Raw genomic sequence first — 23,976 nt, 5'->3', positions numbered from 1 at the left:
GAAACGTTATGGCTAAAAATAAAATTATCGTCGTTGGCGGCGGTCTTGCCGGCCTTATGGCAACCGTTAAAGCGGCGGAAGCGGGCGTGCATGTGGATCTGTTCTCCCTCGTGCCGGTGAAACGTTCCCATTCCGTTTGCGCGCAAGGCGGCATTAACGGCGCTGTTAATACAAAAGGTGAAGGCGACTCCCCATGGGAGCATTTTGACGATACCGTATACGGCGGCGACTTCCTCGCGAATCAGCCTCCGGTAAAAGCAATGTGCGAAGCTGCACCTGGCATTATCCACTTGATGGACCGCATGGGCGTTATGTTCAGCCGTACGCCTGAGGGTCTGCTTGACTTCCGCCGCTTCGGCGGTACGCAATATCACCGTACGGCATTCGCCGGCGCAACAACCGGCCAACAGCTGCTGTACGCGCTGGACGAGCAAGTTCGCCGCTGGGAGGCTGCCGGTCTCGTAACGAAATACGAGCATTGGGAATTCCTTGGCGCCGTTCTGGATGACGAAGGCATCTGCCGCGGTGTATCGGCGCAAAGCCTGCGTACGATGGAAGTACATACTTTCATCGGCGACGCCGTTATTCTTGCATCGGGCGGTCCTGGTATCATCTTTGGTAAAACAACGAACTCCGTTATCAATACAGGTACTGCCGCATCTGCTGCATACCAGCAAGGCGTTCATTACGCAAACGGCGAATTTATTCAAATCCATCCGACAGCTATTCCCGGCGACGACAAGCTGCGCTTGATGTCCGAATCGGCACGCGGCGAAGGCGGCCGGATCTGGACGTACAAAGACGGCAAGCCTTGGTACTTCCTTGAAGAGAAATATCCGGCGTACGGCAACCTTGTACCGCGCGATATCGCAACTCGCGAAATCTTCAGCGTCTGCGTTGACGAGAAGCTTGGCATCAACGGCGAGAACATGGTCTATCTTGACCTGTCTCACAAAGATCCAAAAGAGCTTGACGTTAAGCTTGGCGGCATCATCGAGATTTACGAGAAGTTCATGGGCGACGATCCGCGTAAAATTCCGATGAAAATCTTCCCTGCGGTTCACTACTCGATGGGCGGCATGTGGGTTGACTACAACCAAATGACGAACATTCCTGGTCTGTTCGCGGCAGGCGAGTGCGAATACCAATACCACGGCGCAAACCGTCTCGGCGCGAACTCGCTCCTGTCCGCTATCTTTGGCGGTATGGTTGCAGGTCCTAAAGCCGTTGAATATATCAAAGGCCTTAAAAAATCGTCCGAAGACATTTCCTCCTCGGTATTCGACCGCGAGAAGAAACGCCATGAGGACAAATACAATAAGATCCTTGGCATGAACGGTACCGAGAATGCTTATGTAATCCACAAAGAGCTTGGCGAGTGGATGACGAACAACATGACGGTTGTACGCTTCAATGACAAGCTGCAGCAAACGATCGACAAGATCAAAGAGCTGAAGCAGCGTTACCAAAACATCAATATCAACGACTCGCTCAAATGGAACAACTCCAGCGTAGCGTTCACGCGCCAGCTGTGGAACATGCTTGAGCTGTCCGAAGCGATGACGCTGGGCGCTTTGCTCCGTAACGAAAGCCGCGGCGCGCATTACAAGCCGGACTTCCCGGACCGTAATGACGAGGACTTCCTCAAAACAACAAAAGCAACCTGGACGCCTGAAGGCCCGCAAATTTCGTATGAGGATGTTGATACTTCCCTCATTAAACCGCGTAAACGCGACTATACAGCCAACAAGAAGAAAGGAGAATAACAATGGCTCAAACGACAGCAACGAAAACCGTAAAATTCGTGATTACCCGTCAAGACGGTCCGGACTCCGCGCCGTACACCGAAGAGTTTGAGATTCCTTACCGCGCGAACATGAACGTGATCAGCGGCTTGATGGAGATCCAGCGCAATCCGAAAAAAGCGGATGGCGGCAGCACGGCTCCGGTATGCTGGGAATCCAACTGCCTTGAGGAAGTATGCGGCGCGTGCTCGATGGTCATCAACGGCAAGCCTCGTCAGGCCTGCAGCGCGCTGATCGATAAGCTTGAACAGCCGATCCGCCTTGAGCCTATGCGCACCTTCCCTGTCGTGCGTGACCTTGTTATTAACCGCGAGCGCATGTTCAACGCGCTGAAACGGGTTAAAGCATGGATCCCTATCGACGGTACGTATGATCTGGGCCCAGGTCCGCGTCTGGCGGAAGAGAAGCGCCAGTGGGCTTACGAGCTCTCCAAATGCATGACTTGCGGCGTCTGCATGGAAGCCTGCCCGAACGTTAACGATCGTAACAGCTTTATCGGTCCGCAAGCGATCTCCCAGGTTCGCCTCTTCAACGTTCACCCTACGGGTGAAATGAACAAGGCTGAACGCCTTGAGACATTGATGGAGGACGGCGGTATCGAGGGCTGCGGCAACTCGCAAAACTGCGTGCGTTCTTGCCCGAAAGGCATTCCGCTTACGACCTCGATCGCTGCAATCAACCGTGATACGACCAAACAATTGTTCAAAAAATGGCTTGGCTAAGAAGGACGCCCTCCGCAGCAGCGGGGGGCTTTTTCATGCTCATATTTGATAATGATAACTATTATCATTATAGTAAAGCAGTTAATGATGAAAGTCAACTCATGCAAAAAAGCTGTACCAGACGGGATATTAAGTATCCTAGTCCGGTACAGCTTTTTTGTTGTACAGCTTTACATCCATTGCTCGCCCCAGCTTTGAATCGATTCGATTACGGGCTGGAGCTCGCGGCCCTTCGGCGTTAACTCATATTCGATTCGAACAGGCATTTCAGGATAGACAGTTCGTTTCACGATGCTCTGACTCTCTAGTTCCTTCATCCGATCCGTTAACATTTTGTCGCTCATCTCGGGGATCTGCTCTTTAATTTCCTTGAACCGTTTAGGTCCGCCAAGCATGACCCGGATGATAAGCCCTGTCCATTTCTTACCTAAAATGTCGGCCGCAGCTTCATACTTTGGGCACATAGTTGAATAATCCAACGCGATCACCCCTTTTTCTACCTATATTGTAGCATATGTTCTAAGGAAAAGTAAGTTCGTTGGAATAGCCAAATTTGGGTATTTGCTATTTTTTATTTATTTACTTGACTAAAGTAAGTAACATACATTATGATAAGTGCATCAAAGAGAGCGGCCGCTCAACTAACGAGAAAAGATAAAGGGAGAGGTACTATTATGTTAGATACAGGATTATTGATCATTCGGGTTATTATTGGTTTATTGATGATTGGACACGGTGCGCAGAAGCTGTTTGGCTGGTTTGGCGGTTATGGCCTGAAAGGTACGGGCGGATGGCTGGAATCGATCGGAATGAAGCCTGGCGTGTTGATGGCAGCCGGCGCAGGCTTGGCCGAAGTAGCGGGCGGAGTGCTGTTCGGAGCGGGGCTCTGGGTGGAAGTGGGAGCGGCATTGCTGATCCTTACCATGATTGTTGCGATTGCGAAGGTGCATGGCGCTAACGGCCTTTGGGTTACTCAAAACGGTTACGAATACAACCTGGTTCTGATTGCCGTTCTTCTTGGCGTAGCCTTCACGGGCGCTGGCGATTTCTCGATCGACGCATTGCTGAAATAAGGCAAATAAGAAAAAGCACCTCAGGGTCCTGCGCGGGCAGACTCCGGGGTGCTTTTTGCTTTGAAAGGGATAACGGTCAAATCCGGATAATAATAAGCCCGGCGATCGTCAAAATAAAAGCGGCCCATTGGGCACGGTTCAGCTTTTCCTTGTAGACGAGTATGGAGCCGGCTGCGACAACAAGGCTGTTTGTCGCGAAGATAGGCGCAGCCAGATTGGAGGGGCCGGTCGCCAATGCAACGGCATATAGCTGCAGCCCGCCGTATGAGAATATACCGGCTAGAAGCCCCAGCTTCAAACCTGTTCGGATTGCTGCCCGGTCGGTAGCTTTGCGAAGAGGAATCGAGAACCAGATTAGAGATAACGCGTAACCGATAAATAAAATGGGGGCGCTGGACAATCCCAGCTCTTCGGTTACTTTTAATCCGGCATTGCGGAATGTAAAGAACAAGATAGCAGCGGTTACGTACAGGTACCATTGCGGTTGTACGGAAGAGGGAGCAGATTGTTTTTTATACGAAATCAAAACAACGGCAGCAAGCAGCAATACGATCCCCGATGCTTCCGTATAATGCAGCGTCTCACCGTAATATAATGTACCAAGCGCAATGACAAGCACGATATTCATGTTAGTAAGCGGGGACGTTAACGCAGCGGGGCCATAATCCAGCGCCTTCATAAATAGAGCATTGCCAAGAGCAGAGCCTGCCCCGATAATGATTCCGGCCAGCCATATCCGGTAATCGCTTAATTGAGGGATTGTACCTTCTACGGCTGCATGAATGCCAAAGCCTGCCGTTCCCGAGGCGTATAGCCCAAACAACATGACCGAGACATGTCCCTTGCGCATTTGACTTACCTTCATCCACCAGCCTGCCAGTCCAAACAGCATCGCGCTGCCGACTGCGATTGCCAGCCACATTTATTGTCATCTCCTACCTGAATTTGTTACACAATTGAAATAGTTCTGTTACGGTACAAACATATTATTAGGCTATTATAATAAACAAGACCCCCTTTTAATATATCGATTTTGGACCTGTGAGCGCACAGGTCCACTTTTTTTGTCCGAAAACGGAAAAGTTCAAAACAAAAAAAGCTTTGCCGCGAAGGCAAAGCCGGGATCTCTTTTATTACAACGGAACGATGATTTGCTGGCGCTTGCGGTAGAACACCCACTTCGAGAAACCGATTTCCTTCAGCCGCTTGCGAACAAGCTCGAAATTTTCGCCAATTCGGCTTGGCTTATGGGCGTCAGAGCCAAACGTGACATTCACTCCAAAATGAAGCGCTCTCTCGAGAATCGCGTCGGAAGGGTACCACCCGCCGACATCCTTGGTGCCGCCGGAAGTGTTGATCTCAATGGCAACGTCGCATTGGGCGATAACACGAAGGGTTTCGTCAATTACGTCATCGGCCGGAATGTCGGAGAAGGCCGGATAATACCCCTTCATTGCATCGATATGGCCCAATATATCGAACATGCCGCTGCGGGCGGATTGCTGGATAAGCTCGTAATACGTGACTTTTTCGGAAATCTTCTTCTTATCGGACAAACCTTTCCAGCGGTTGCGGTTAAAGATGCTCACTCCGTTCACCTGATGGACCGAACCAATCAAATAGTCAAACGGGACATTGCGGTAGGCATCCCGATAGGTATCGGCATGCTGCGGGAAGAAATCCGACTCCATGCCAAGAAGCACTTCAATACGGTCTTTATATTTTTCCTTGAGGCGAAGAATTTCGTCTACATAGCTCTGGAAATCGCTTCGGGCCATAGCGATGCCGGGGAAAGGCTGGTCCTGCTCGCTTCCGAAATACGGCGAATGGTCGGAAATGCCGATAACTTCAAGGCCTGCGTCAATTGCGGCAACAATGTAATCCTCGATCATGCCGTCGGCGTGGCCGCAACGTTCGTGATGGGTATGCAAATCGAATTTCATGATGAGTTCCTCCTGAAAACGAAATGATTCGTAAGTATGGTTTACTCGCTGCCAAGAAATGATTGCTCAGGCATGCCTTTTAAGTCGCTTAAAAACTGCTGCATGGCTGTATTTAAATATCGGCCGGATTTGTAGACGACAGCCACCGGGTGCTCCGGCTCAAGCTCTGCGACTTTGATGATTTTTAACGAGCCAAGCTTCAACTCATTGGCAATGGACAGTTTGGATACGACGGCAATGCCAAGATTTATTTCAACCATTCGTTTTACTTCTTCGCTGCTCGACAGCTCCATAATAATATTCGGCTGCATATTGTTCTTCTTGAAGATTTGATCCAGGAAGCGGCGGCCCAGCGTGTCGGGCGCAAGCATGATAAAGGGGAAGTCCTTGATCATATCTATCGTAGTATGCGCTACTTGGCTTAATGGATGAGCGGGAGAAGCAACGAGGACAAAGGAATCGTAATAAAGAATGGATGTGTCCATGTTCGGATTTTTTTCCGAGATGTAAGTAATGCCCATATCGACAGAACCGTTCTCTACGCTGGCTAGAACTTGCGAGGACGGCATCGTATGAATCGTCGTTTTGATCAGCGGATACTGGTCCTGGAAGTAAGATAACACCCGGGGCAATATTTGAATGGCCATGGATGAGGTTGTTCCAAGAACAATATGGCCTTGAGGTATCGCATTCAGATCGGACAGCTTCTGCTTTAATTCTTCAACAACCGCAAGTATTCTCTCCGCATGCTCCAGAAAAACTTTTCCGTGGTCGGTCAAGGTAACGGGTTGATTGCGATCGATGAGAACTGTCTTGAACTCGTCCTCCAGCGTCTTGATTTGAGCAGAGACGGCCGGCTGCGTCAAATTCAGCAGCTCGCCTGCTTTGCGGAAGCTCATCGTCTTGGATATGGTGAGGAGCGTTTCAAGCTGGCTAATATTCAATTCAATCCCCCCTCGAACATGATCACTATATATTATAAAGCAAATGGATGATTACAGCAAAAAAGCGGTCAAGCTTCAAAAATTCTTAAGAAGATGCTTCCGAAGCATGATGACCGCAAACGGTGAATGTTAATTTTTTGTATGGCAATTCAATTTAAAAGGAATAAATGGGGGACCGTCGAACTATTGCTGAAGTATGGCCAATACCTAAAACTGGGGGCGTTTGTTCTGGATCATAGAGCATTGCGTGGCTGGAAAATGTACGACTGGGCAAACTCCGCCTTTGCCACTACGATGATGGCAGCGGTGCTGCCGGTTTATTATTCCGATGTCGCAGGCGTTCATCTGGCGGGAAACAGGGCCGAGACCTATTGGGGTTATACGCAAAGCATTGCGATGCTGCTGGTGGCCGTGTTGTCGCCGATACTTGGGGCGATTGCCGATTATACGGGCTCCAAGCTGAGGTTTTTATCCGTATTTATGCTGCTTGGCGTCTTGTCCTGCGTATTTATGGCGTTTGCGGGGGAGGGAGATTGGCTTCTGGCCTCAAGCCTGATGGTGCTGGGCTCCATAGGCTTCTCCGGAGGAAATACCTTTTATGACGCGATGCTGGCGGACGGCGTGCCGCAGGAGTTAAGGGACCGCGTCAGCTCGCAGGGCTATGCCTACGGTTATGCCGGAGGCGGCCTGCTGCTGCTTATTAACGTTATTATGATCGAAGGCTGGGATAAGCTGGGCTTCCCAAGCAAAACGTTTGCTACCCAAATGGTCTTTATTACGGTGGGGATTTGGTGGCTCCTGTTTTCCATTCCGATTCTTCGCTGGGTGAAGGAAACCCGGAAACCAGCCGCGGATCTTGGCAAAGGCGAAGTCATCCGGGCCGGTTTTGCGCGGATTGGAAAGACCTTTTCTGTTATTAAACGATATCCCGAGCTGCTGAAATATATGGCTTCTTTCTGGTTTTTTAACGATGGAATCAATACGGTTATCGTTATGGCAACGATTTACGGAGCGGGCATCGGAATAGAGACAAGCGACCTTATTATCGCGCTGCTTATTACGCAGTTTGTCGGTTGGCCGTGTACCTTCCTGTTCGGCAGGCTTGCCGGACGCTTTGGCTCGAAGCGCATGTTGTATTATTCCTTGTTCATTTATGTCCTGATCGTCGGGCTAGGCTTCTTTATGACCAGCGCTATTCATTTTTACGCGCTTGCTATTATGGTTGGCTTTGTTCAGGGCGGGAGTCAGGCGGTGGCCCGTTCGATCTATGCCAATCTGGTGCCGCCTTCACGGACGGGCGAGTTTTTTGGCTTTTTGGCGCTGTCCAGCAAGTTCTCCTCCTTCGCGGGGCCGTTCGTATTCTCCGTTGTAGGGACGATTACCGGATCGAGCCGGGTAGCGATATTATCTTTGATTGCCTTTTTTATAATCGGAATCGGTTTATTATGGAAGGTTAATTTGGAGAAAGGCGCGAGCGAAGCCGCAGAGGAAGAGATGGCATAAGCAGGCTTCCGAAGCAAATGCTATAATGGGTAGTGATCCAATAAAGAAAGGTGCGATGATGAATGCCAAACATTTATAGTAATTTGACTGAGCTGATCGGCAATACACCATTGCTCGAGCTTACTCATTACAATAAGAGTCAAGAGTCTCTTGCGAAAGTTATTGCAAAGCTGGAGTACTTCAATCCCGCCGGCAGCGTGAAGGACCGGATTGGTTTTGCGATGATCAAGGATGCGGAGGAAAAAGGCAAGCTTGTGCCGGGCTCCGTTATTATTGAACCAACAAGCGGCAATACCGGCATTGCGCTGGCTTTTGCAGCGGCGGCTTTGGGTTACCGGTTAATTATTATTTTGCCGGAGTCGTTCAGTATCGAACGCCGCAAGCTGCTGGAGGCGCTTGGCGCGGAGCTTGTGCTTACGCCGGCATCCGAGGGCATGTCGGGGGCAATCCGCAAAGCGGATGAACTCGCTGCTCAAATTCCAGGCTCGTACATACCGATGCAATTCAGCAATCCCGCGAATCCCGAGATTCATAAGACGACAACCGCCGAAGAAATCTGGCGCGATACGGACGGCCAGGTGGATATCTTTGTTGCCGGCGTAGGTACGGGCGGCACGATTTCCGGAGTAGGCGAACGCTTGAAGGAGCTCAATCCAAACGTGAAGATTGTTGCCGTTGAGCCGTTTAATTCCGCGGTATTATCCGGCGGCGAGAGAGGTCCGCATCTAATCCAAGGGATTGGCGCAGGCTTTGTGCCGGACAACTATAACGCGTCTGTCGTAGACGAGATTATAACGGTCAAAAACGAAGACGCGTACCGCACTTCCCGTATGCTGGCACGCAGCGAAGGCCTTTTGGTCGGCATCTCTTCCGGCGCAGCGGCATTCGCAGCTTCCCAACTGGCGAAGCGTCCCGAGAACAAGAACAAAACGATCGTAGTCTTGCTCCCCGACACGGGCGAACGTTACCTGTCGGCGAATTTGTACGACGAAGCTTAATATGGCGCGAGAGATATTTTCTCTCTAGAGAAGCACAATAAGACCCCGCGAGGGTCTTATTGTGCTATTAGGGGGTTGAAGTGGCAGAGATAAGACCCTGCGAGGGTCTTATCGGCTACGCGAGCAAGGTGAAACTGGCGAAAACGGTCAGTTGGCAATGGGATAAGACCCCACAAGGGTCTTATTGTGTTGTAAGGGGGTTGGAAGTGGCAGTGATAAGACCCTGTCGGGGTCTTATCACGCTTATTGTTAATTCGGGCTCGTGCGCAGCGCCTGAGCCCCTTTCGGCCCTCTCAGCACAGCCGCCCGGGGGTTGCGGGCGGCTGTGCTGGGAGCGGGCGGTCGGTCGGGGAGGGGCGCAGGGGTAAGGGGGAGATCTCCATTGAAGAGCGGAGCGTCCGCCTTTGTCTACACTTTGCAACCTTGGAACATTAAGTTCAGGCAAAGTGTAGACAACAGCGGCTGAAAGGAGATCTCCCCTGTCCCCGTAGCACACCGACCCGACCGACCCGCCGTCCCATCCACAAAAAAGCACACAGCAAAAAGCCGCCCCAACACCAGGGCGGCTCCCCACACTCATAACCAATTTTTCTTCCTAAACACTACCAGCATTCCTACTCCTAGCGCCAGCATGATGCCAAGCAGGATGATGGATCCGCCGCGCATATGCATGCCCGGAATATAGTCGAAGTTCATCCCGTAGATTCCCGTAATAAAGGTCAATGGCATGAAGATCGTGGTCATCGCGGTAAACACGCGCATGATTTCGTTCGCCCGGGCGGAGATGGTCGACTGATAAGCTTCTCGCAAGTTGCCCATGAGCTCTCGGTACGTGTCGAAGGACTCGGCGATTTTTACGGCGTTCTCGTAGATGTCGCTGAAGTACTTTTGCAGCTGGTCATCGATCAGCTTCAAATCCCGCTTGTTCAGCGTGGCGATGAGATCCTTTTGCGGGCCAAGCACTTTCTTCAGCCACAAAATCTCGCCGCGCAGACCGATGATTTCGTTCAGATGCGTTTTTTTCGTATTCATTAATATATCTTCTTCCAGCATTTCGATCCGGTTGTCGATCCGGTCGCCTACCAGGAAGTAATTGTCGACCACGATGTCGACGAGATGGTATAGGAAATAGTCCGGCCGGTTGACTTCCTGCTCCCAGAGAACGGGTTTCAGCGTGCGCAGCTCGTTCAGCTTTTGCTTCGTAATCGTAATAATATAATGACGGCCTAGAAAAATATTCAGCGCGCGGAGGAAAATCTCCTCGTCATCGAACCGGATACTGTTAATAACAATAAAATATTGGTTTTCATAAATTTCGATTTTCGGGCGCTGTTCTTCTTCGCTCAGGCAGTCTTCGACGGCCAGATCATGCATGCCGAACAGCGGCTGCAGGATCGCGAGATCTTCCACGTCGGCATCAATCCAATAGAAGCCTTCCGCAGCCGGAACCAGCGTCTCATTAATGTCTTCGATCAGGGTAAATAACCCGTTGTTTACATGACGAATTTTCATCCGAGCTTCTCCTCTCTTGTGACGAGCTGCCGGATGAACGAGCAAAAGAACGGACTTAAAACGCAAACGCCCGCTTGAGCAACGATAGATCCGGCAGCTGCCGTATTCGGTTGTTGTCAGGCTTAGGTCGATCGCCTTCCATTCCGTTTGCACTCCTTTACCCTTTATTCTTCATGAAAAATCGGCTTTTAATCCTTGTCTAGTATACTCCCGCACACGCTTTACATTCAAGCGGAAAAATAGGCCGACTGACCTTTTGGAAGGCCTTCTACAGCATATGTTAATAACGTCCTTGACGCGAATGGCAGAATCCATTAAAGTTAACATTAGAATTGGATTTCGACAACCGAATAGAACCACTTTCTTATCAAGAGCAGGCGGAGGGACTAGCCCGATGAAGCCCGGCAACCGGCGTAAGCACGGTGCTAATTCTTGCGGAAACTTAAGTTTCTGAGAGATGAGGGAGGCGAGAGCTCTTTTTTTGATGAGCGCACGACCTTTTCTCACGGCAGAAAGGGTCTTTTTTGCGTTGAGAAGGCCGATATTCGAGCAAAGGAGTGAATCGCAATGCCGATTAAAGTACCTGATTCTTTACCAGCCAAAGAAATTTTGAACAATGAGAACATTTTCGTTATGGATGAAAGCACCGCTTTCCATCAAGACATCCGTCCGTTACGGATTGCCATATTGAATTTGATGCCTACCAAGGAAACGACGGAAACGCAGCTTCTTCGCCTGATTGGCAATACGCCGCTGCAGGTGGAGATTGTACTGCTGCATCCGAAGACCCATACATCCAAAAACACGTCGCACGAGCATCTGGAGTCGTTCTACAAAACCTTCGATGACATTAAGGACCAGTATTATGACGGTCTTGTTATTACCGGCGCTCCCGTCGAGCATCTGGACTTCGAGGACGTGAATTACTGGGAAGAGCTGAAGGACATTATGGATTGGAGCAGACGTCAGGTCACTTCGACCTTCCATATCTGTTGGGCCTCGCAGGCAGGCTTGTACCATCATTACGGCGTACCGAAATACGACCTGGACAAAAAGATTTTCGGCGTGTTCCCGCATACAACCGAGAAACAGAACGTGAACCTGCTCCGCGGCTTTGACGAAATGTTCTTTGTGCCGCAGTCCCGCCATACGGAAGTTCGCCGCGAGGATATCGAGAAGATTGGCGATCTGGATATTTTGTCCGAATCCGAAGAATCCGGCGTATATATTGTAGCTTCCAAGGACGGCAGACAAATTTTCGTCAGCGGGCATTCGGAGTACGATCCGCTTTCGCTGAAATACGAATATGACCGCGATAAAGCAAAAGGGCTGGAGATTGATCTTCCTAAGAACTATTTCCCGGGAGATAATCCTGAAAAACTTCCTTATTCGACATGGCGCTCCCATGCGAACTTGCTGTTCTCGAACTGGTTGAACTATTATGTATACCAACAAACGCCTTATGATCTGGGCGCGGGTATCTAAATAATAAATTAGACATGACGAAGACGAAGGAGACGGACGAACTTTATGAAAATTGAAAGTCATCTTGCGCATATCGGTTCTGAGAAGGAGCCTGTTACGGGTGCGATAAGCTTCCCGATATATCAAGCAACGGCGTTCCGCCATCCTAAGCTTGGCCAAAGCACGGGCTTTGATTACGCCCGTACCAAAAGTCCGACGCGTACCGTTCTGGAAGAAGCGGCGGCTCAGCTCGAATCCGGCGACGCAGGGTTTGCCTGTAGCTCCGGTATGGCCGCTCTGACCACGATCTTCGCTTTGTTCAGCCAAGGCGACCATCTGATTGTCTCGCTTGATCTTTACGGCGGCACATACCGTTTGCTCGAAAAAATCATGTCCAGATACGGCGTTACGGCTTCGTATGTAGATACCAATGATCTTGACGGCATGTCGGAGCTGCTTCAGCCGAATACGAAGGCGGTTCTGATCGAGACGCCAACAAACCCGCTTATGATGATTACCGACCTGGAGCGGGTATCCGCATGGGCGAAGTCCAAAGGTCTTCTTACTATTGTAGACAATACGCTGCTTACTCCGTTCTTCCAGCGTCCTATAGAGCTTGGCGCGGATATCGTTGTCCATAGCGCAACCAAATATTTGGGCGGTCACAATGACGTTCTTGCCGGTCTGATCGTAACGAAAGGAAAAGAGCTCTCCGAGCAAATGGCCTTCCTGCATAACTCGCTTGGCGCCGTTCTTGGACCGCAGGACTCCTGGCTTCTGATGCGCGGCATGAAGACGCTGGCGCTTCGCATGGAACGCCATCAGCTCAACGCAACGGCTATTGCGAATTATCTGCTGGAGCATGAGGCGGTTGAGGATGTCTATTATCCAGCGCTGCCTCATCACCCGGGTCATGAAGTGCAGAGCAAGCAATCCTCGGGCAACACCGGCATTTTCTCCTTCCGTCTGAAGGATGCCCGTTACGTAGAGCCGATTCTCCGTCATATTAAGCTGATCGCGTTTGCGGAAAGCCTTGGCGGCGTAGAGTCCCTTATGACTTACCCGGCTGTTCAGACTCACGCGGATATTCCGGTTGAAATCCGTCAAAAGATCGGCGTCGACGACCGTCTCCTTCGTTTCTCGGTAGGAATCGAGCATGCGGATGATTTGATTGCCGATCTGGAGCAGGCTTTGGCTGAGGCAAAACGCGAAATCGAGGGGGCTTAAGCGCCATGAGCGACAGACATAATCCCGAAAAAATCGCCGGACGCCACTTTGCGACAAAGCTGCTTCATTTCGGCGCTGAAATCGATGAACAAACCGGCGCGTCCAGCGCGCCGATTTTCCAAGCTTCAACCTTCCATCAGGCGGATATTCAAAATCCTCCGCATCATGATTACAGCCGTTCGGGCAACCCTACCCGCGAGGCGCTCGAAAACTATATCGCTTTGCTCGAAGGCGGTACCCGAGGTTTTGCTTTCGCTTCCGGCATGGCGGCGATCTCGACGGCGTTTATGCTGCTGTCCGCAGGCGATCATGTCATCGTAACGGAAGACGTGTACGGCGGTACATACCGTTTGCTTACGGCTGTGCTCACCCGTTTCAATATTGAAACCACGTTTGTCGACATGACGGATTTCGACCAAGTAAAAGACGCGATTAAACCAAATACAAAAGCGGTATTTATGGAGACGCCGTCCAACCCGACGCTCAAGATCACGGACATCGCTCGCGTGAGTGGCTGGGCGAAAGAAAACGGCCTCCTGACGATGCTCGACAATACGTTCATGACGCCTTACCATCAGCGTCCGTTCGAGCTTGGCGTTGACATTGTGCTTCATAGCGCTACGAAGTTCCTGAGCGGCCACAGCGACGTGCTCGCTGGACTTGCCGTAACAAACGATGAAGCGCTCGGACGCCGGCTGTATCAGCTTCAGAACGGACTTGGCGCGGTTCTGAGCGCTCACGAGAGCTGGCTTCTGATGCGCGGCATGAAGACGCTGCAAGCCCGCATGGAGCATAGCGAGCGCAGTGCCCGCAGATTGGCTGAATGGCTGAATGATCATCCGGAGGTTACCAGAGTCTACTACCCTGGTCTCGAGGATCATCCGGGCCGCGAGATTCACGAGAAGCAGTCTAAGGGCTACGGAGCTGTCGTGTCCTTCGATGTAGGCAGCGGAGAGCGTGCTGCATCGCTTCTTAGCCGCGTCCAGCTGCCGCTGGTAGCGGTCAGCCTTGGCGCGGTGGAGAGCATTTTATCCTACCCGGCCAAAATGTCGCATGCGGCAATGCCAAGGGAAGTTCGCTACGAGCGGGGAATTACGGACGGTCTGGTCCGTTACTCGGTAGGGCTTGAAGATATCGATGATCTGATTGCCGATCTGGACGCTGCCCTGCGCGGATAATTTTTGTTCAAAATAAGCGAAAAATGCGGCTGTCGTTTGCGACAGGCCGTATTTTTTCGTTTTTCCGTAACATACGAAAGATGACGGACAAGAACGAGATATGATAGGATTAGTTGATAGCTATTAAGAACGGAAAGATAAGGAGGTCTTGCGATGTCTACGTTGGACCAGATTTTGGATAAGGCGCTGCAGGGCGAACGGATTACGTTCGACGAATGCGTAACGCTGCTTGAATCCGATGAAATCGAAAAAATGGGCGAGGTTGCGAATCAGCTGATGCTGAGACGCCATCCTGAACCGATTACGACATTTGTCGTGGGCCGGAACGTCAACTATACAAATATTTGCGATGTTTATTGCCGGTTCTGCGCGTTCTACCGCGCGCCGGGTTCGAATGAGGGCTATGTCCTCTCGAACGAAACGATACTTAATAAAATTCAGGAAACCATCGATGTAGGCGGTACGGAGATTCTGATGCAGGGCGGTACAAACCCGAATCTGCCGTTCTCCTACTACACGGACCTGCTCCGCGAGATCAAGCGCCATTTCCCGGACATTACGATGCATTCCTTCTCGCCTGCAGAGATTCAGAAGATGAAGGAAGTATCGGACGGACTGTCGCTTGACGAGGTGATCCGCCAGCTGCATGAAGCCGGCCTTGATTCGCTGCCGGGCGGCGGCGCCGAGATTCTCGATGACCGTACCCGCCGTAAAATCAGCCGTCTGAAGGGCTCCTGGACGGATTGGATGGACGTCATGAAATCCGCGCACCGTCACGGCATGAATACCACGGCAACGATGGTATACGGCTTTGGCGAGACGGCGGAGGAGCGTGCGCTTCACCTGCTCCGCATTCGCGATGCGCAGGATGAATGCATCGCGAACGGTTACGATTCGAAAGGCTTCCTCGCGTTTATCTGCTGGCCGTTCCAGCCGGATAACACCAACATGAGGAAGGTGGAGAAGTCGAAGCCTGAGGAATACCTGAAGATGGTTGCGGTAAGCCGCATCATGCTCGACAATATCGACAACTTCCAGTCCTCCTGGGTGACGATGGGGCCGGAAATCGGCAAACAGTCGCTCTCGTACGGCTGTAACGACTTCGGCAGCACGATGATCGAAGAAAACGTCGTATCCGCTGCGGGCACCACGCACAAAGTTAACATCGAACTTATTCTTCAGCTTATCCGCGAGTCCGGCAAAATTCCGGCACAACGCGATACGAAATACAATACGCTTAAGATGTACGATGACAACGAGCATGCTTCGAAAGACTTTGTTATGCAGAACTAATAAGATATAAGCATCCCGGACCCGGTTAAAGGGGCTTGGATGCTTTTTTATTTTGGCTTCAGTGTGCGTGCGGCTCCATGCTGAATGCCAGATCATGTTGTGCTAAGATAACGGCTCCAAACTCCTTGCTCGAAAAAAAAGTTTATCTCCATCAGCCAACGGAGTAACGCCATCGTCTACATTGGATTATCTCCAATAAAAATGTACTGGTGATGCCCAGCAGGACCATACGTTGGATTCGCTCCAGTATAATGCGCTAATTAAAGGGATTTGCCCGAAAAAAAGAAAATACGCTGGACTGAATTCAACGTAAACTTGAAATGAGCCTGTAAAGGGGAGAGTTTACTGGAGTAACTCCAACGTAGCTACTTTGAAGGGGGGGCTTGAGCATATTGAGCCACTACTTCCGGTCATTTGTTTCGAATTTAACGGAGCAAAGTTTAACGCTCCGTTAAATATAAATTGCTGCCCGAGGAAAACGGGCAGTTAACAATACCTTCGCCTCACCACAGTGGCGGAGTGAGGCTTGGTTTATGAGCGCTGGGTGGCGGTGTGAGCGGAGCGAAAGTAACGTACTGGAGAAGCGCAGCGTTCGCCTTTGTTTCCCGGATTTCAACCGCAGCGCGTCTTGAATCGAAGAAATCCGGAAACAACAGCGATCGGAAGGACGTTACTTTCGCGCAGTGAAATCCCAGCCTGGTCAGCCCCGAAAAGAAGCCAGCACACACCTCCGCCACTCCCCATCATCTCCCACCACTCCTTTCGTATATACCCAACCCCCCAGCCATATACTTATAAGGGGAATGAAAGGGGTGAGCTCATGGAGCTGTTTACCGTAACGCTGCCTTCGAACATGGAGCAATCGGCTGCCCAATTAGCGGCCTTGATGGCGGAATACACAACCAATGATCTACATATCGCAAACATCGAACGAAACGCTATTGCGTACACGCTGCTATCCGATAAGGAAATTAGCTGCCAAGCGATCCTGCCGTATTTTCAACTGGCTGACCATAGCCAATCGGTGTTTCAAGCGGCTTCCAAAGCGCTTGCCGAATTCATCGTAACCGATATGGAACCAATCATACTGGCGGCCATCATTCGGAGAAAATACAGGAATAATCACGCCATCGATGCGCCAGTCATCGAAAAATATTGCCACGAGCTGCTTCACGGAACCGAATGGGATGGTCTCGGGACGAGATTTCTGGATGCCGACCGGCAGCGGCGCAAATCGAAGGTTGCCGACGAAATCGATCGTTACCTGCAGGAAAATTCGGCTTTGAATCTGGATGGCTTAACTTCCTTCCGGCTTCAGTCTTACCGGACGGAGCTAGCCGAAATTGTAGACTATGCGTTGGATGAATATGTCCTGGATAAACAGTACCAGGAGTTTATTTCGCTGCTGAAATATTTTGTAGGCTTGCAGGAATCCAAAGTGCCGATCGTCCATCTCGTGCATAAAGGAAGCCATGAGTTTGTCCTCTACAACGAAAAATTTCAGCCTTTCGAACCGAAGCCCCACTCGGACAAGTTAGTGGCCGAGATGCTGGAGACCGAGATGAATATCGAAGATATGGTCATCAGCTCGCTGATTGCCGTCTCGCCTAAGCATATTATGATCCACACGAGGCAAGAGGATATGCAGGTCATCCGGACGATCGAAACGATTTTTGACAACCGCGTATCGGTCTGTACCCAATGTCCGGCGTGCAGTCCATGCTTTGAAGGAAACGGAACCATCCAGCCTGACAGCCGCATCTATTGACCAATGAGGGACAAAGCGGTTATAATGCTCATAACAATGCGAAAAGCAATGACAAAGACATGTATTTGCCCCGTAATGTCGGCCCAGAGAGAGGAAACCTGGCTGCAATTTCCTTCATGACATCAGCAAATATACCCCTTTGTAGCTGTGCGGTTGAACGTGAGGCCTTCTGATGAGGCCGCTATTAAGCTGCACCGGATGTCTCCGTTATCAGATCAATACAAGGATTGCCTCGAATACAAGAGAGCAGTCGAAGTAGGGTGGAACCACGGGTAATCAAGCACTCGTCCCTTTGCGGGATGCGTGCTTTTTTTGCATTCATCCCGCCTGCTATGCCAACTTTTTCAGGAGGGAAATCCATGTCTATCAAAGTTACTTTTCCAGACGGCGCGGTTCGCGAATATGCGGCTGGAACAACAATCGAAGAAGTAGCCGGCTCGATCAGCCCGGGTCTGCGTAAAAATGCAATTGCTGGTAAAATCAACGGCAAGGTCGTTGACGTATATTCGCCAATCGAATCCGATGCGGCGATCGAGATCGTTACCGTGGAATCGGCGGACGGCCTCGAAGTGTACCGTCACAGTACGGCCCACCTGATGGCCCAAGCCATCAAACGCCTGTATGGCAACGCAAACGTGAAGCTGGGTATCGGTCCCGTAATCGAGGACGGCTTCTATTACGATATCGATATGGACCAGTCTCTGACTCCGGAGGACTTGACCAAGATCGAAAAGGAAATGCAGCGCATCGTTAACGAGAACCTCGATATTCGCCGGCGTGTTGTAAGCCGCGAAGAGGCGCTTGCGATTTTCACCGAGCTTGACGACAATTTGAAGCTGGAGCTGATTCGCGACCTGCCGGAGGATTCGGTTATCACGATGTATGACCAAGGCGAATTCTTTGATCTTTGCCGCGGACCGCATCTGCCATCCACTGGCCGAATCAAAGCCTTCAAGCTTCTTAGCGTAGCGGGTGCCTACTGGCGCGGCGACTCGAAGAACAAGATGCTGCAGCGTATTTACGGAACTGCTTTCGCGAAGAAAGCCGAACTGGACGAGCATCTGCACTTCCTGGAAGAAGCGAAGAAACGCGACCACCGCAAGCTGGGCAAAGAACTGAAAATGTTCACGTTCTCCCGCGAGGTTGGACAAGGCCTGCCTCTATGGCTGCCAAACGGTGCGAAGGTTCGCCGTACGCTGGAGCGTTATATCGTTGACCTCGAAGAACGTCTTGGCTACGAGCATGTTTATACGCCGGTTCTCGCCAACGTGGAGCTCTATAAAATTTCCGGTCACTGGGAGCATTACAGCGAGGACATGTTCCCGCTGATGGCTCTGGATAACGAAGAGCTTGTTCTTCGCCCGATGAACTGTCCGCATCACATGATGGTCTACAAGAGCGACATGAGAAGCTACCGCGATCTGCCGGTCCGCATTGCCGAAATGGGCACGATGCACCGCTACGAAATGTCCGGCGCATTGACAGGCTTGCACCGCGTGCGCGCGATGACGCTGAATGACGCGCATATCTTCTGCCGTCCGGATCAGATCAAGGAAGAATTCGCACGCGTTGTCAACCTGATCCGCAAAGTCTATGAGGACTTCGGCATCAAGGAATATCGTTTCCGCTTGTCGTACCGCGATCCGCAGGATACCGAGAAGTACTTCCAGAATGACGAGATGTGGGAAATGTCGCAGCGCATGCTGCGTGAAGTAGTCGAAGAACTTGGCCTGCCATTCTTCGAGGCGGAAGGCGAAGCGGCATTCTACGGCCCTAAGCTTGACGTTCAGATCAAGACGGCGCTTGGCAAGGAAGAGACGTTGTCGACCGCACAGCTCGATTTCCTTCTGCCTGACCGCTTCGAGCTTGAATATATCGGCGAGGACGGCAAGAAGCATCGTCCGGTCGTTATCCACCGCGGTATCATCAGCACAATGGAACGGATGACTGCCTTCCTGCTCGAGAACTTCGCGGGCGCATTGCCGCTGTGGCTGTCGCCGGTTCAAGCGAAGGTTATCCCGGTATCCACCGCTTACGAAACTTACGCGCGTGAAGTGGAAGAAAAGCTTCAGCTGGCTGGCATTCGCGTAGAGAGCGATCTGCGCAACGAGAAGCTGGGCTACAAGATCCGCGAAGCACAGCTGGAGAAGCTGCCTTATATGCTTGTTGTAGGGGAAAACGAAGCTCAATCGGGCTCGGTTTCGGTACGCAAGCGCGGCGAAGGCGATATCGGCGCAAAGCCGGTAGCAGAGCTGGTTGAGCTGCTGCAAAAAGAAATCGCAACAAAAACAATCTAAGTCTCATGCATAAAGCTTGGACCGTTTGGGAAATATTCTTCTGAGGAGGAAGCTGCCCAAATGGTCACAAGCTTTTTTACTTGTACAAAAACAATTTCAAGCCTGGCGATAGCCGCCTTGTTGACAGGAGGAGCTGAGGCTTCAAGCCTTGCAGCGGCACCCGCAGCCAAGCATGAGATTCATGAAGCATTGAAGGAGAGCAAGGATGGCAAGAAAGCTCCTGCGGCTGTTGAAGCCATTGCAGAGCAGGCTATATCCACGGTTCAGGTGGTAGCCACCGGTTATACCGCGGGTTATGAGTCGACCGGAAAGCGTCCGGGTCATCCGCAATACGGAATCACCTACTCTGGCGTAAAAGTCAGGAGGGGACAGGTATCGACCGTTGCGGCGGATACAAAGCTTTTTCCGATCGGCACGCTGCTTTATATCCCAGGCTATGGCTACGGCGTAGTGGCGGATACCGGTTCGGCCATTAAAGGCAACAGGCTCGACCTATACTTTGAGACGATAAAAGATGTATATAAGCAGTGGGGCAAGAGAACGGTTGATGTCCATGTGCTTCGCAAGGGCAACGGCAAGCTGTCGCAGTCCTGGCTGAACCAAATTAACCGTGCCGTAGAAGCGGGCAAACCGATCCCGCAGACCTATCTGGAGTCATGATCCCGTGCTGTTCCGTCCTGCATAATAAGCCTTCGCGCAGCCATACTAAGGTTGGACGGGGAGGTGAGTGACTACCATGGCTAAGAACAAAAACAACAAAGCTCAAAACAACAAGTACAATGCTGAATTCGCTGAAGAATTCAACAACCAAAACGCTACAGCTGGTAAAACAGCTAACCAAGCGAATCAAAAAGCACAGAAGTAACTACTTAACCAATCAACAAGAGGAGCCGTCTCCGGTTCCTCTTTTTTTCGATTCCCCCGCATTGAAAGGCGCTTCGCAACAGAAAGATAACCCGATCGACTTGAAAATATTGTTTTTGTCAAATTTTCTAATGTTACATAAATTGAGTTTTCAAGAGCGATTCTTTGTTGTATGATTAGGTATGTAATAAATAATCACGCAATGAAGACAGGTGAGTTGACATGACCGACCCAATTATCCATACGAATCATTCTTCGACCCATCATCGCAAAGCGGCTGAAGTGCTGCCTTTTATTGATGCGTACGTAGCGAAGAAAGAGCAGGAAATCGCAGAAATCGAGCAAATGGTTGAACGTTATGAGAAGCGGCGTCTGAAGGAAGAACGGGCTTACCAGTCTATGTCCACGTTGCGCCGGTTATTGTCCGGCCGGAAGCCGGATCATCATTTGGCCGTTGAGTACATCCATTTCGTTAAAAAACCGATGGAGCAGGTTCGCGCGCTCCGGCTAGAGATCGAGCATGCAAGATCCATTCAGGTATCGTCGCCGACAGATATCGTAACCGTCTCCGGAGACCTGGTTAATGAACTATATCGATAATACTTATACCTATAAATAAACGGCGTTCCCCTTCGGAGGAACGCCGTTATTTTTCTTATGCTATTACTTTCTTGTGATGTGGTCTACATCAATGAAATCATTCTCCTGGCTGTATGCAGGAACGCCGTGAATCCCGACATCGAGGCCAACAAGCTCCTCGTCTTTGGATACGCGCACCGGCATCGCTTTGCGGATCAGCCATAATACGGCCCATGTCAGGCCAAATCCCCAAATGGCAATAACGACAAGCCCAAGGGCCTGGGCGCCAAGCAGATTCCACCCGCCGCCGTACAACAAACCGTAGTAGCCGTTTCCGACGCCTTCGGAAAGCTCCGGAATTGCGCATAATCCAACGGCCAAGGTGCCGATGCTGCCGCTTACGCCATGCACGGCGAAAGCTCCAACCGGGTCGTCGATTTGTTTGCGTTCCATGTATTCCGTAACCAGAACCATCGCAATCCCGCAAATAGAGCCGATCCAAATCGCAGCGCCGTCAGAAACAAAGGCGCAACCGGCTGTAATTCCGACAAGGCCGGCGAGAGAACCGTTAATAACCATTGGCGGGTCCGCTTTCCGATAACGGAACATCGTAAACAAAATGCAGATTGCGCCGCCCGATGCCGCGGACAGCATGGTTGTTACGGCAATGTGGCCAATTGCCGCGTTGGTGGCGCTAAGCGTGCTTCCGGCGTTAAAACCGAACCAGCCGAACCAGAGAATAAAAGCGCCAACCGATGCGAGCGGCAGGTTGGAAGGAGATACGATGTTTACTTTGCCGTCAGGCGAAAACTTGCCGATCCGCGGACCGATAAACAAGGTTGCGGCAAGCGCTGCAAATCCGCCTAGAGCGTGGATGGCTGCCGAACCGGCAAAATCGATCATGCCAAGCTTGCCTAACCAGCCGTTAACCGCCCATATCCAATGTCCGGACAACGGGTAGATCAGACCGGTCATGGCGATCGTAAGCAAAATATAAGCGCGGAAATGAATTCGTTCCGCAACTGCTCCGGATACGATGGAGATAACGGCAATAACAAAGGCGCATTGGAACAGCCAGAAGGTTTCGTGGGAAATATTTAGACTGATGTGAGACAAGTCTCCGTTAAGCATGAAACCGGATGAGCCGAACAAGCCGCCGATGTCTTTGCCATACATGATGGCAAAACCGAAGAAATAAAAGACAAGTGCGCCAAATACAATATCGACAAATACTTTCATAATAATGCTGACCGCATTCTTCTGCCGGACAAAACCGGCTTCAAGCAGGGCAAATCCGCCTTCCATCAGCAAAATCATTGCTGCTGTCAAGACAACCCATATGGTATCCAGCCCTCTCGACAGTTCTGCTACATCCATTGATTCAACTCCCGTTGTTCATAGTCGTTATTGATGTAAGGTTTCTCTGTCTCTATGAATCCGCTCACCATTATAAATAGCCGAAGTAAGTAATGTCAACGTATTAGCGTAATGTTTTGTAACGCAGTCTAACTTTTTTTTACATATTTTTATGGAATGGACTCGAAACGTTGGCAACTGACCTAACAGTTCATTATAGACTCGGTCTCCAGACCGATGCCAAGTTCAATCGGCCGTCCCTTTATCTCCCTTCATTCATTAGCTATACTAAGTAGCAATAAGACATTTTGAAGTACAGGCAGGGAGTTGACTATATTGAATGGAAGCTTTCTAAACCGGCTGTTATCGGGTCTTGTCATCATTTCCCTTGGCGTATTCTTTTTATTGAAACAACTGGGCGTGATTGATTATGACATTAGTATTGGCGAGATTATCTCCAATTATTGGCCGGTCGTGCTGCTCTGGATCGGTCTGCACGGACTGCTCGCGGGCCGTCAGGGGCATGGCTCCGGCTGGTGGGCGGGGATAATGATTATACTCGGCTTTCTGTTCCTGGGCCATAACCTGGAATGGTTCGCCTGGTCGTTCAGCGACATCCTCTCCTATGCTTGGCCGATCATCATCATCCTGGTAGGCATTAGCTTCTTGCGACGTCCGAGGCACCGCCATCATGAACCGCCGCAATATGACGACGAGTGGAAATCGTATAATGCTTATACCGATTACAAAGGAGACGTGCCGTCGGCCCCGCCGCTTCATCCGGATCCGACGAAGCCGGGCAGCATGGACGGAATGGATGAATCCGGCAGTGATGGAGAAGCCTCTGGCTTTGCCGAAAGGAACGAACGCGGTGAGCCGGCCGGGGACTACCGCGAGGAACCGCTGCATCGCATGAGACATCATGATATGAAACAGCAACTGCGCCGCCAGCTTCACGAACAAAAGCGTCATATCCGGGAGCACAAGCAGCAGGTAAAGGAGCATATCCGCGAGCATCGTCAGCGGGCGAAGCACGGCTCTTTTGAATATTGGAACCACGATCCGCATGCGCAATCAAGATCGGGATTTATCGGAGATATTCATATCGGCCAGGATTATTGGGAGCTGAAGCCGCTTAATATATCGCATTTTATCGGCGATACCATCGTGGATTTAACGAAAGCTCAAATACCGTATGGCGAAACGAAGATTTGCATTTCTTCCTTTATAGGCGATGTCAAAGTCTATGTGCCCAACGATTACGAGGTAGGCGTACAGGTCGTGTCGAGCGCTTTTGCGGGCGACGTGAAGATTCTGGGCCAGAAGGAAGGCGGGATGTTCAAGAGCATTAACATCCATTCCCCTTACTATGAGGAAACGGATAAAAAAATCAAACTCGTCGTTAGCACGTTCATCGGCGATGTTCGTGTGACGAAGGTGGGATAGACGG

22 protein-coding genes and 1 riboswitch are annotated in these 23,976 nt (G+C 50.8%); of the genes, 16 read left to right on the top strand and 6 right to left on the bottom strand.

Going from position 1 to position 23,976, the window contains the following annotated elements:
• The first annotated feature begins 8 nt into the window (after nt 1-8).
• Complete coding sequence (gene sdhA, locus WFK81_RS02080) at nt 9-1,766, top strand: succinate dehydrogenase flavoprotein subunit (protein WP_336784798.1); 1,758 nt, start codon at nt 9-11, stop codon at nt 1,764-1,766.
• Nucleotides 1,767-1,768: 2 nt separating this feature from the next.
• On the top strand, nt 1,769-2,527 hold the full coding sequence (gene sdhB, locus WFK81_RS02075) for a succinate dehydrogenase iron-sulfur subunit (RefSeq protein ID WP_336784797.1): 759 nt from the start codon (nt 1,769-1,771) through the stop codon (nt 2,525-2,527).
• A gap of 170 nt (nt 2,528-2,697) precedes the next feature.
• Here sdhB and WFK81_RS02070 read toward each other — a convergent pair whose 3' ends face one another.
• Nucleotides 2,698-3,006 (bottom strand): winged helix-turn-helix transcriptional regulator, encoded by a 309-nt coding sequence (locus tag WFK81_RS02070; protein ID WP_336774033.1) that lies wholly within the window; start codon nt 3,004-3,006, stop codon nt 2,698-2,700.
• A gap of 195 nt (nt 3,007-3,201) precedes the next feature.
• Here WFK81_RS02070 and WFK81_RS02065 point away from each other — a divergent pair, with 195 nt between their 5' ends.
• Nucleotides 3,202-3,600, top strand: coding sequence for a DoxX family protein (locus WFK81_RS02065; protein ID WP_336784796.1), 399 nt, complete (start codon nt 3,202-3,204; stop codon nt 3,598-3,600).
• Between the two features lie 76 nt (nt 3,601-3,676).
• Here WFK81_RS02065 and WFK81_RS02060 read toward each other — a convergent pair whose 3' ends face one another.
• The 3 genes from WFK81_RS02060 to WFK81_RS02050 form a co-directional block, all read right to left on the bottom strand.
• Nucleotides 3,677-4,522, bottom strand: coding sequence for a DMT family transporter (locus tag WFK81_RS02060; RefSeq protein ID WP_336784795.1), 846 nt, complete (start codon nt 4,520-4,522; stop codon nt 3,677-3,679).
• Nucleotides 4,523-4,733: 211 nt separating this feature from the next.
• On the bottom strand, nt 4,734-5,543 hold the full coding sequence (locus WFK81_RS02055) for a histidinol-phosphatase (protein WP_336784794.1): 810 nt from the start codon (nt 5,541-5,543) through the stop codon (nt 4,734-4,736).
• A gap of 41 nt (nt 5,544-5,584) precedes the next feature.
• Complete coding sequence (locus tag WFK81_RS02050) at nt 5,585-6,487, bottom strand: LysR family transcriptional regulator (protein ID WP_336784793.1); 903 nt, start codon at nt 6,485-6,487, stop codon at nt 5,585-5,587.
• Between the two features lie 228 nt (nt 6,488-6,715).
• Between WFK81_RS02050 and WFK81_RS02045 the strand changes: the two genes are divergently transcribed.
• Both WFK81_RS02045 and cysK read left to right on the top strand, forming a co-directional pair.
• On the top strand, nt 6,716-7,990 hold the full coding sequence (locus WFK81_RS02045; RefSeq protein ID WP_336785464.1) for an MFS transporter: 1,275 nt from the start codon (nt 6,716-6,718) through the stop codon (nt 7,988-7,990).
• A 62-nt stretch (nt 7,991-8,052) separates the two neighbouring features.
• Nucleotides 8,053-8,988, top strand: coding sequence for a cysteine synthase A (gene cysK, locus WFK81_RS02040; protein WP_336784792.1), 936 nt, complete (start codon nt 8,053-8,055; stop codon nt 8,986-8,988).
• A gap of 576 nt (nt 8,989-9,564) precedes the next feature.
• Here the strand turns inward: cysK and corA are convergent.
• Entirely contained in the window at nt 9,565-10,500 is a 936-nt protein-coding gene (corA, locus tag WFK81_RS02035) for a magnesium/cobalt transporter CorA (protein WP_336784791.1), read from the bottom strand.
• A gap of 361 nt (nt 10,501-10,861) precedes the next feature.
• Nucleotides 10,862-10,964: riboswitch (SAM riboswitch) on the top strand.
• A 103-nt stretch (nt 10,965-11,067) separates the two neighbouring features.
• Between corA and metA the strand changes: the two genes are divergently transcribed.
• From metA to WFK81_RS01985, 10 genes are all read left to right on the top strand, one after another.
• On the top strand, nt 11,068-11,985 hold the full coding sequence (metA, locus tag WFK81_RS02030) for a homoserine O-acetyltransferase MetA (protein ID WP_336784790.1): 918 nt from the start codon (nt 11,068-11,070) through the stop codon (nt 11,983-11,985).
• 45 nt (nt 11,986-12,030) lie between these two features.
• Nucleotides 12,031-13,191 (top strand): aminotransferase class I/II-fold pyridoxal phosphate-dependent enzyme, encoded by a 1,161-nt coding sequence (locus tag WFK81_RS02025; protein WP_336784789.1) that lies wholly within the window; start codon nt 12,031-12,033, stop codon nt 13,189-13,191.
• A gap of 5 nt (nt 13,192-13,196) precedes the next feature.
• Nucleotides 13,197-14,369 (top strand): aminotransferase class I/II-fold pyridoxal phosphate-dependent enzyme, encoded by a 1,173-nt coding sequence (locus tag WFK81_RS02020; RefSeq protein ID WP_336784788.1) that lies wholly within the window; start codon nt 13,197-13,199, stop codon nt 14,367-14,369.
• Between the two features lie 153 nt (nt 14,370-14,522).
• The gene (gene mqnC / locus WFK81_RS02015; RefSeq protein WP_132307809.1) at nt 14,523-15,662 is read left to right on the top strand and encodes a cyclic dehypoxanthinyl futalosine synthase; all 1,140 of its coding nucleotides are present in this window, start codon (nt 14,523-14,525) and stop codon (nt 15,660-15,662) included.
• A 552-nt stretch (nt 15,663-16,214) separates the two neighbouring features.
• Nucleotides 16,215-16,349, top strand: coding sequence for a hypothetical protein (locus WFK81_RS02010; RefSeq protein ID WP_336784787.1), 135 nt, complete (start codon nt 16,215-16,217; stop codon nt 16,347-16,349).
• Nucleotides 16,350-16,482: 133 nt separating this feature from the next.
• Entirely contained in the window at nt 16,483-17,430 is a 948-nt protein-coding gene (locus WFK81_RS02005) for a putative sporulation protein YtxC (protein WP_336784786.1), read from the top strand.
• A 359-nt stretch (nt 17,431-17,789) separates the two neighbouring features.
• Nucleotides 17,790-19,727, top strand: a complete 1,938-nt coding sequence (thrS, locus tag WFK81_RS02000) for a threonine--tRNA ligase (RefSeq protein WP_336784785.1) — start codon at nt 17,790-17,792, stop codon at nt 19,725-19,727.
• A gap of 60 nt (nt 19,728-19,787) precedes the next feature.
• Nucleotides 19,788-20,387, top strand: coding sequence for a 3D domain-containing protein (locus WFK81_RS01995; protein WP_336784784.1), 600 nt, complete (start codon nt 19,788-19,790; stop codon nt 20,385-20,387).
• 76 nt (nt 20,388-20,463) lie between these two features.
• Entirely contained in the window at nt 20,464-20,592 is a 129-nt protein-coding gene (locus WFK81_RS01990) for a hypothetical protein (RefSeq protein WP_336784783.1), read from the top strand.
• A 221-nt stretch (nt 20,593-20,813) separates the two neighbouring features.
• Nucleotides 20,814-21,191: a hypothetical protein gene (locus WFK81_RS01985; protein WP_132307798.1), complete on the top strand. Its 378-nt coding sequence runs from the start codon at nt 20,814-20,816 to the stop codon at nt 21,189-21,191.
• A gap of 63 nt (nt 21,192-21,254) precedes the next feature.
• Here WFK81_RS01985 and WFK81_RS01980 read toward each other — a convergent pair whose 3' ends face one another.
• Nucleotides 21,255-22,547 carry an ammonium transporter gene (locus tag WFK81_RS01980; protein WP_336784782.1) on the bottom strand — a complete coding sequence of 431 codons (1,293 nt, stop codon included), beginning with the start codon at nt 22,545-22,547 and terminating at the stop codon, nt 21,255-21,257.
• 315 nt (nt 22,548-22,862) lie between these two features.
• Here WFK81_RS01980 and liaF point away from each other — a divergent pair, with 315 nt between their 5' ends.
• Nucleotides 22,863-23,972 carry a cell wall-active antibiotics response protein LiaF gene (gene liaF / locus WFK81_RS01975; protein WP_336784781.1) on the top strand — a complete coding sequence of 370 codons (1,110 nt, stop codon included), beginning with the start codon at nt 22,863-22,865 and terminating at the stop codon, nt 23,970-23,972.
• Nucleotides 23,973-23,976: the final 4 nt, after the last annotated feature.

It is taken from the genome of Paenibacillus sp. MMO-177, assembly GCF_037147795.1.
Lineage (GTDB): Bacteria > Bacillota > Bacilli > Paenibacillales > Paenibacillaceae > Pristimantibacillus.
The sequence above is the reverse complement of the archived record's forward strand: the minus strand, read 5'-3'. Positions and strand labels throughout refer to the sequence as shown.

Excerpts from the sequence above, each read along its gene's own strand:
- cysK (WP_336784792.1), top strand. The coding sequence starts at position 8,053 with ATGCCAAACATTTATAGTAATTTGACTGAGCTGATCGGCAATACACCA.
- WFK81_RS02025 (WP_336784789.1), top strand. The coding sequence starts at position 12,031 with ATGAAAATTGAAAGTCATCTTGCGCATATCGGTTCTGAGAAGGAGCCT.
- sdhA (WP_336784798.1), top strand. The coding sequence starts at position 9 with ATGGCTAAAAATAAAATTATCGTCGTTGGCGGCGGTCTTGCCGGCCTT.
- WFK81_RS02055 (WP_336784794.1), bottom strand. The coding sequence starts at position 5,543 with ATGAAATTCGATTTGCATACCCATCACGAACGTTGCGGCCACGCCGAC.
- mqnC (WP_132307809.1), top strand. The coding sequence starts at position 14,523 with ATGTCTACGTTGGACCAGATTTTGGATAAGGCGCTGCAGGGCGAACGG.
- metA (WP_336784790.1), top strand. The coding sequence starts at position 11,068 with ATGCCGATTAAAGTACCTGATTCTTTACCAGCCAAAGAAATTTTGAAC.
- corA (WP_336784791.1), bottom strand. The coding sequence starts at position 10,500 with ATGAAAATTCGTCATGTAAACAACGGGTTATTTACCCTGATCGAAGAC.
- thrS (WP_336784785.1), top strand. The coding sequence starts at position 17,790 with ATGTCTATCAAAGTTACTTTTCCAGACGGCGCGGTTCGCGAATATGCG.
- WFK81_RS01995 (WP_336784784.1), top strand. The coding sequence starts at position 19,788 with ATGGTCACAAGCTTTTTTACTTGTACAAAAACAATTTCAAGCCTGGCG.
- WFK81_RS02060 (WP_336784795.1), bottom strand. The coding sequence starts at position 4,522 with ATGTGGCTGGCAATCGCAGTCGGCAGCGCGATGCTGTTTGGACTGGCA.
- WFK81_RS01980 (WP_336784782.1), bottom strand. The coding sequence starts at position 22,547 with ATGGATGTAGCAGAACTGTCGAGAGGGCTGGATACCATATGGGTTGTC.
- WFK81_RS02005 (WP_336784786.1), top strand. The coding sequence starts at position 16,483 with ATGGAGCTGTTTACCGTAACGCTGCCTTCGAACATGGAGCAATCGGCT.
- WFK81_RS01990 (WP_336784783.1), top strand. The coding sequence starts at position 20,464 with ATGGCTAAGAACAAAAACAACAAAGCTCAAAACAACAAGTACAATGCT.
- WFK81_RS02065 (WP_336784796.1), top strand. The coding sequence starts at position 3,202 with ATGTTAGATACAGGATTATTGATCATTCGGGTTATTATTGGTTTATTG.
- sdhB (WP_336784797.1), top strand. The coding sequence starts at position 1,769 with ATGGCTCAAACGACAGCAACGAAAACCGTAAAATTCGTGATTACCCGT.
- WFK81_RS01985 (WP_132307798.1), top strand. The coding sequence starts at position 20,814 with ATGACCGACCCAATTATCCATACGAATCATTCTTCGACCCATCATCGC.
- WFK81_RS02020 (WP_336784788.1), top strand. The coding sequence starts at position 13,197 with ATGAGCGACAGACATAATCCCGAAAAAATCGCCGGACGCCACTTTGCG.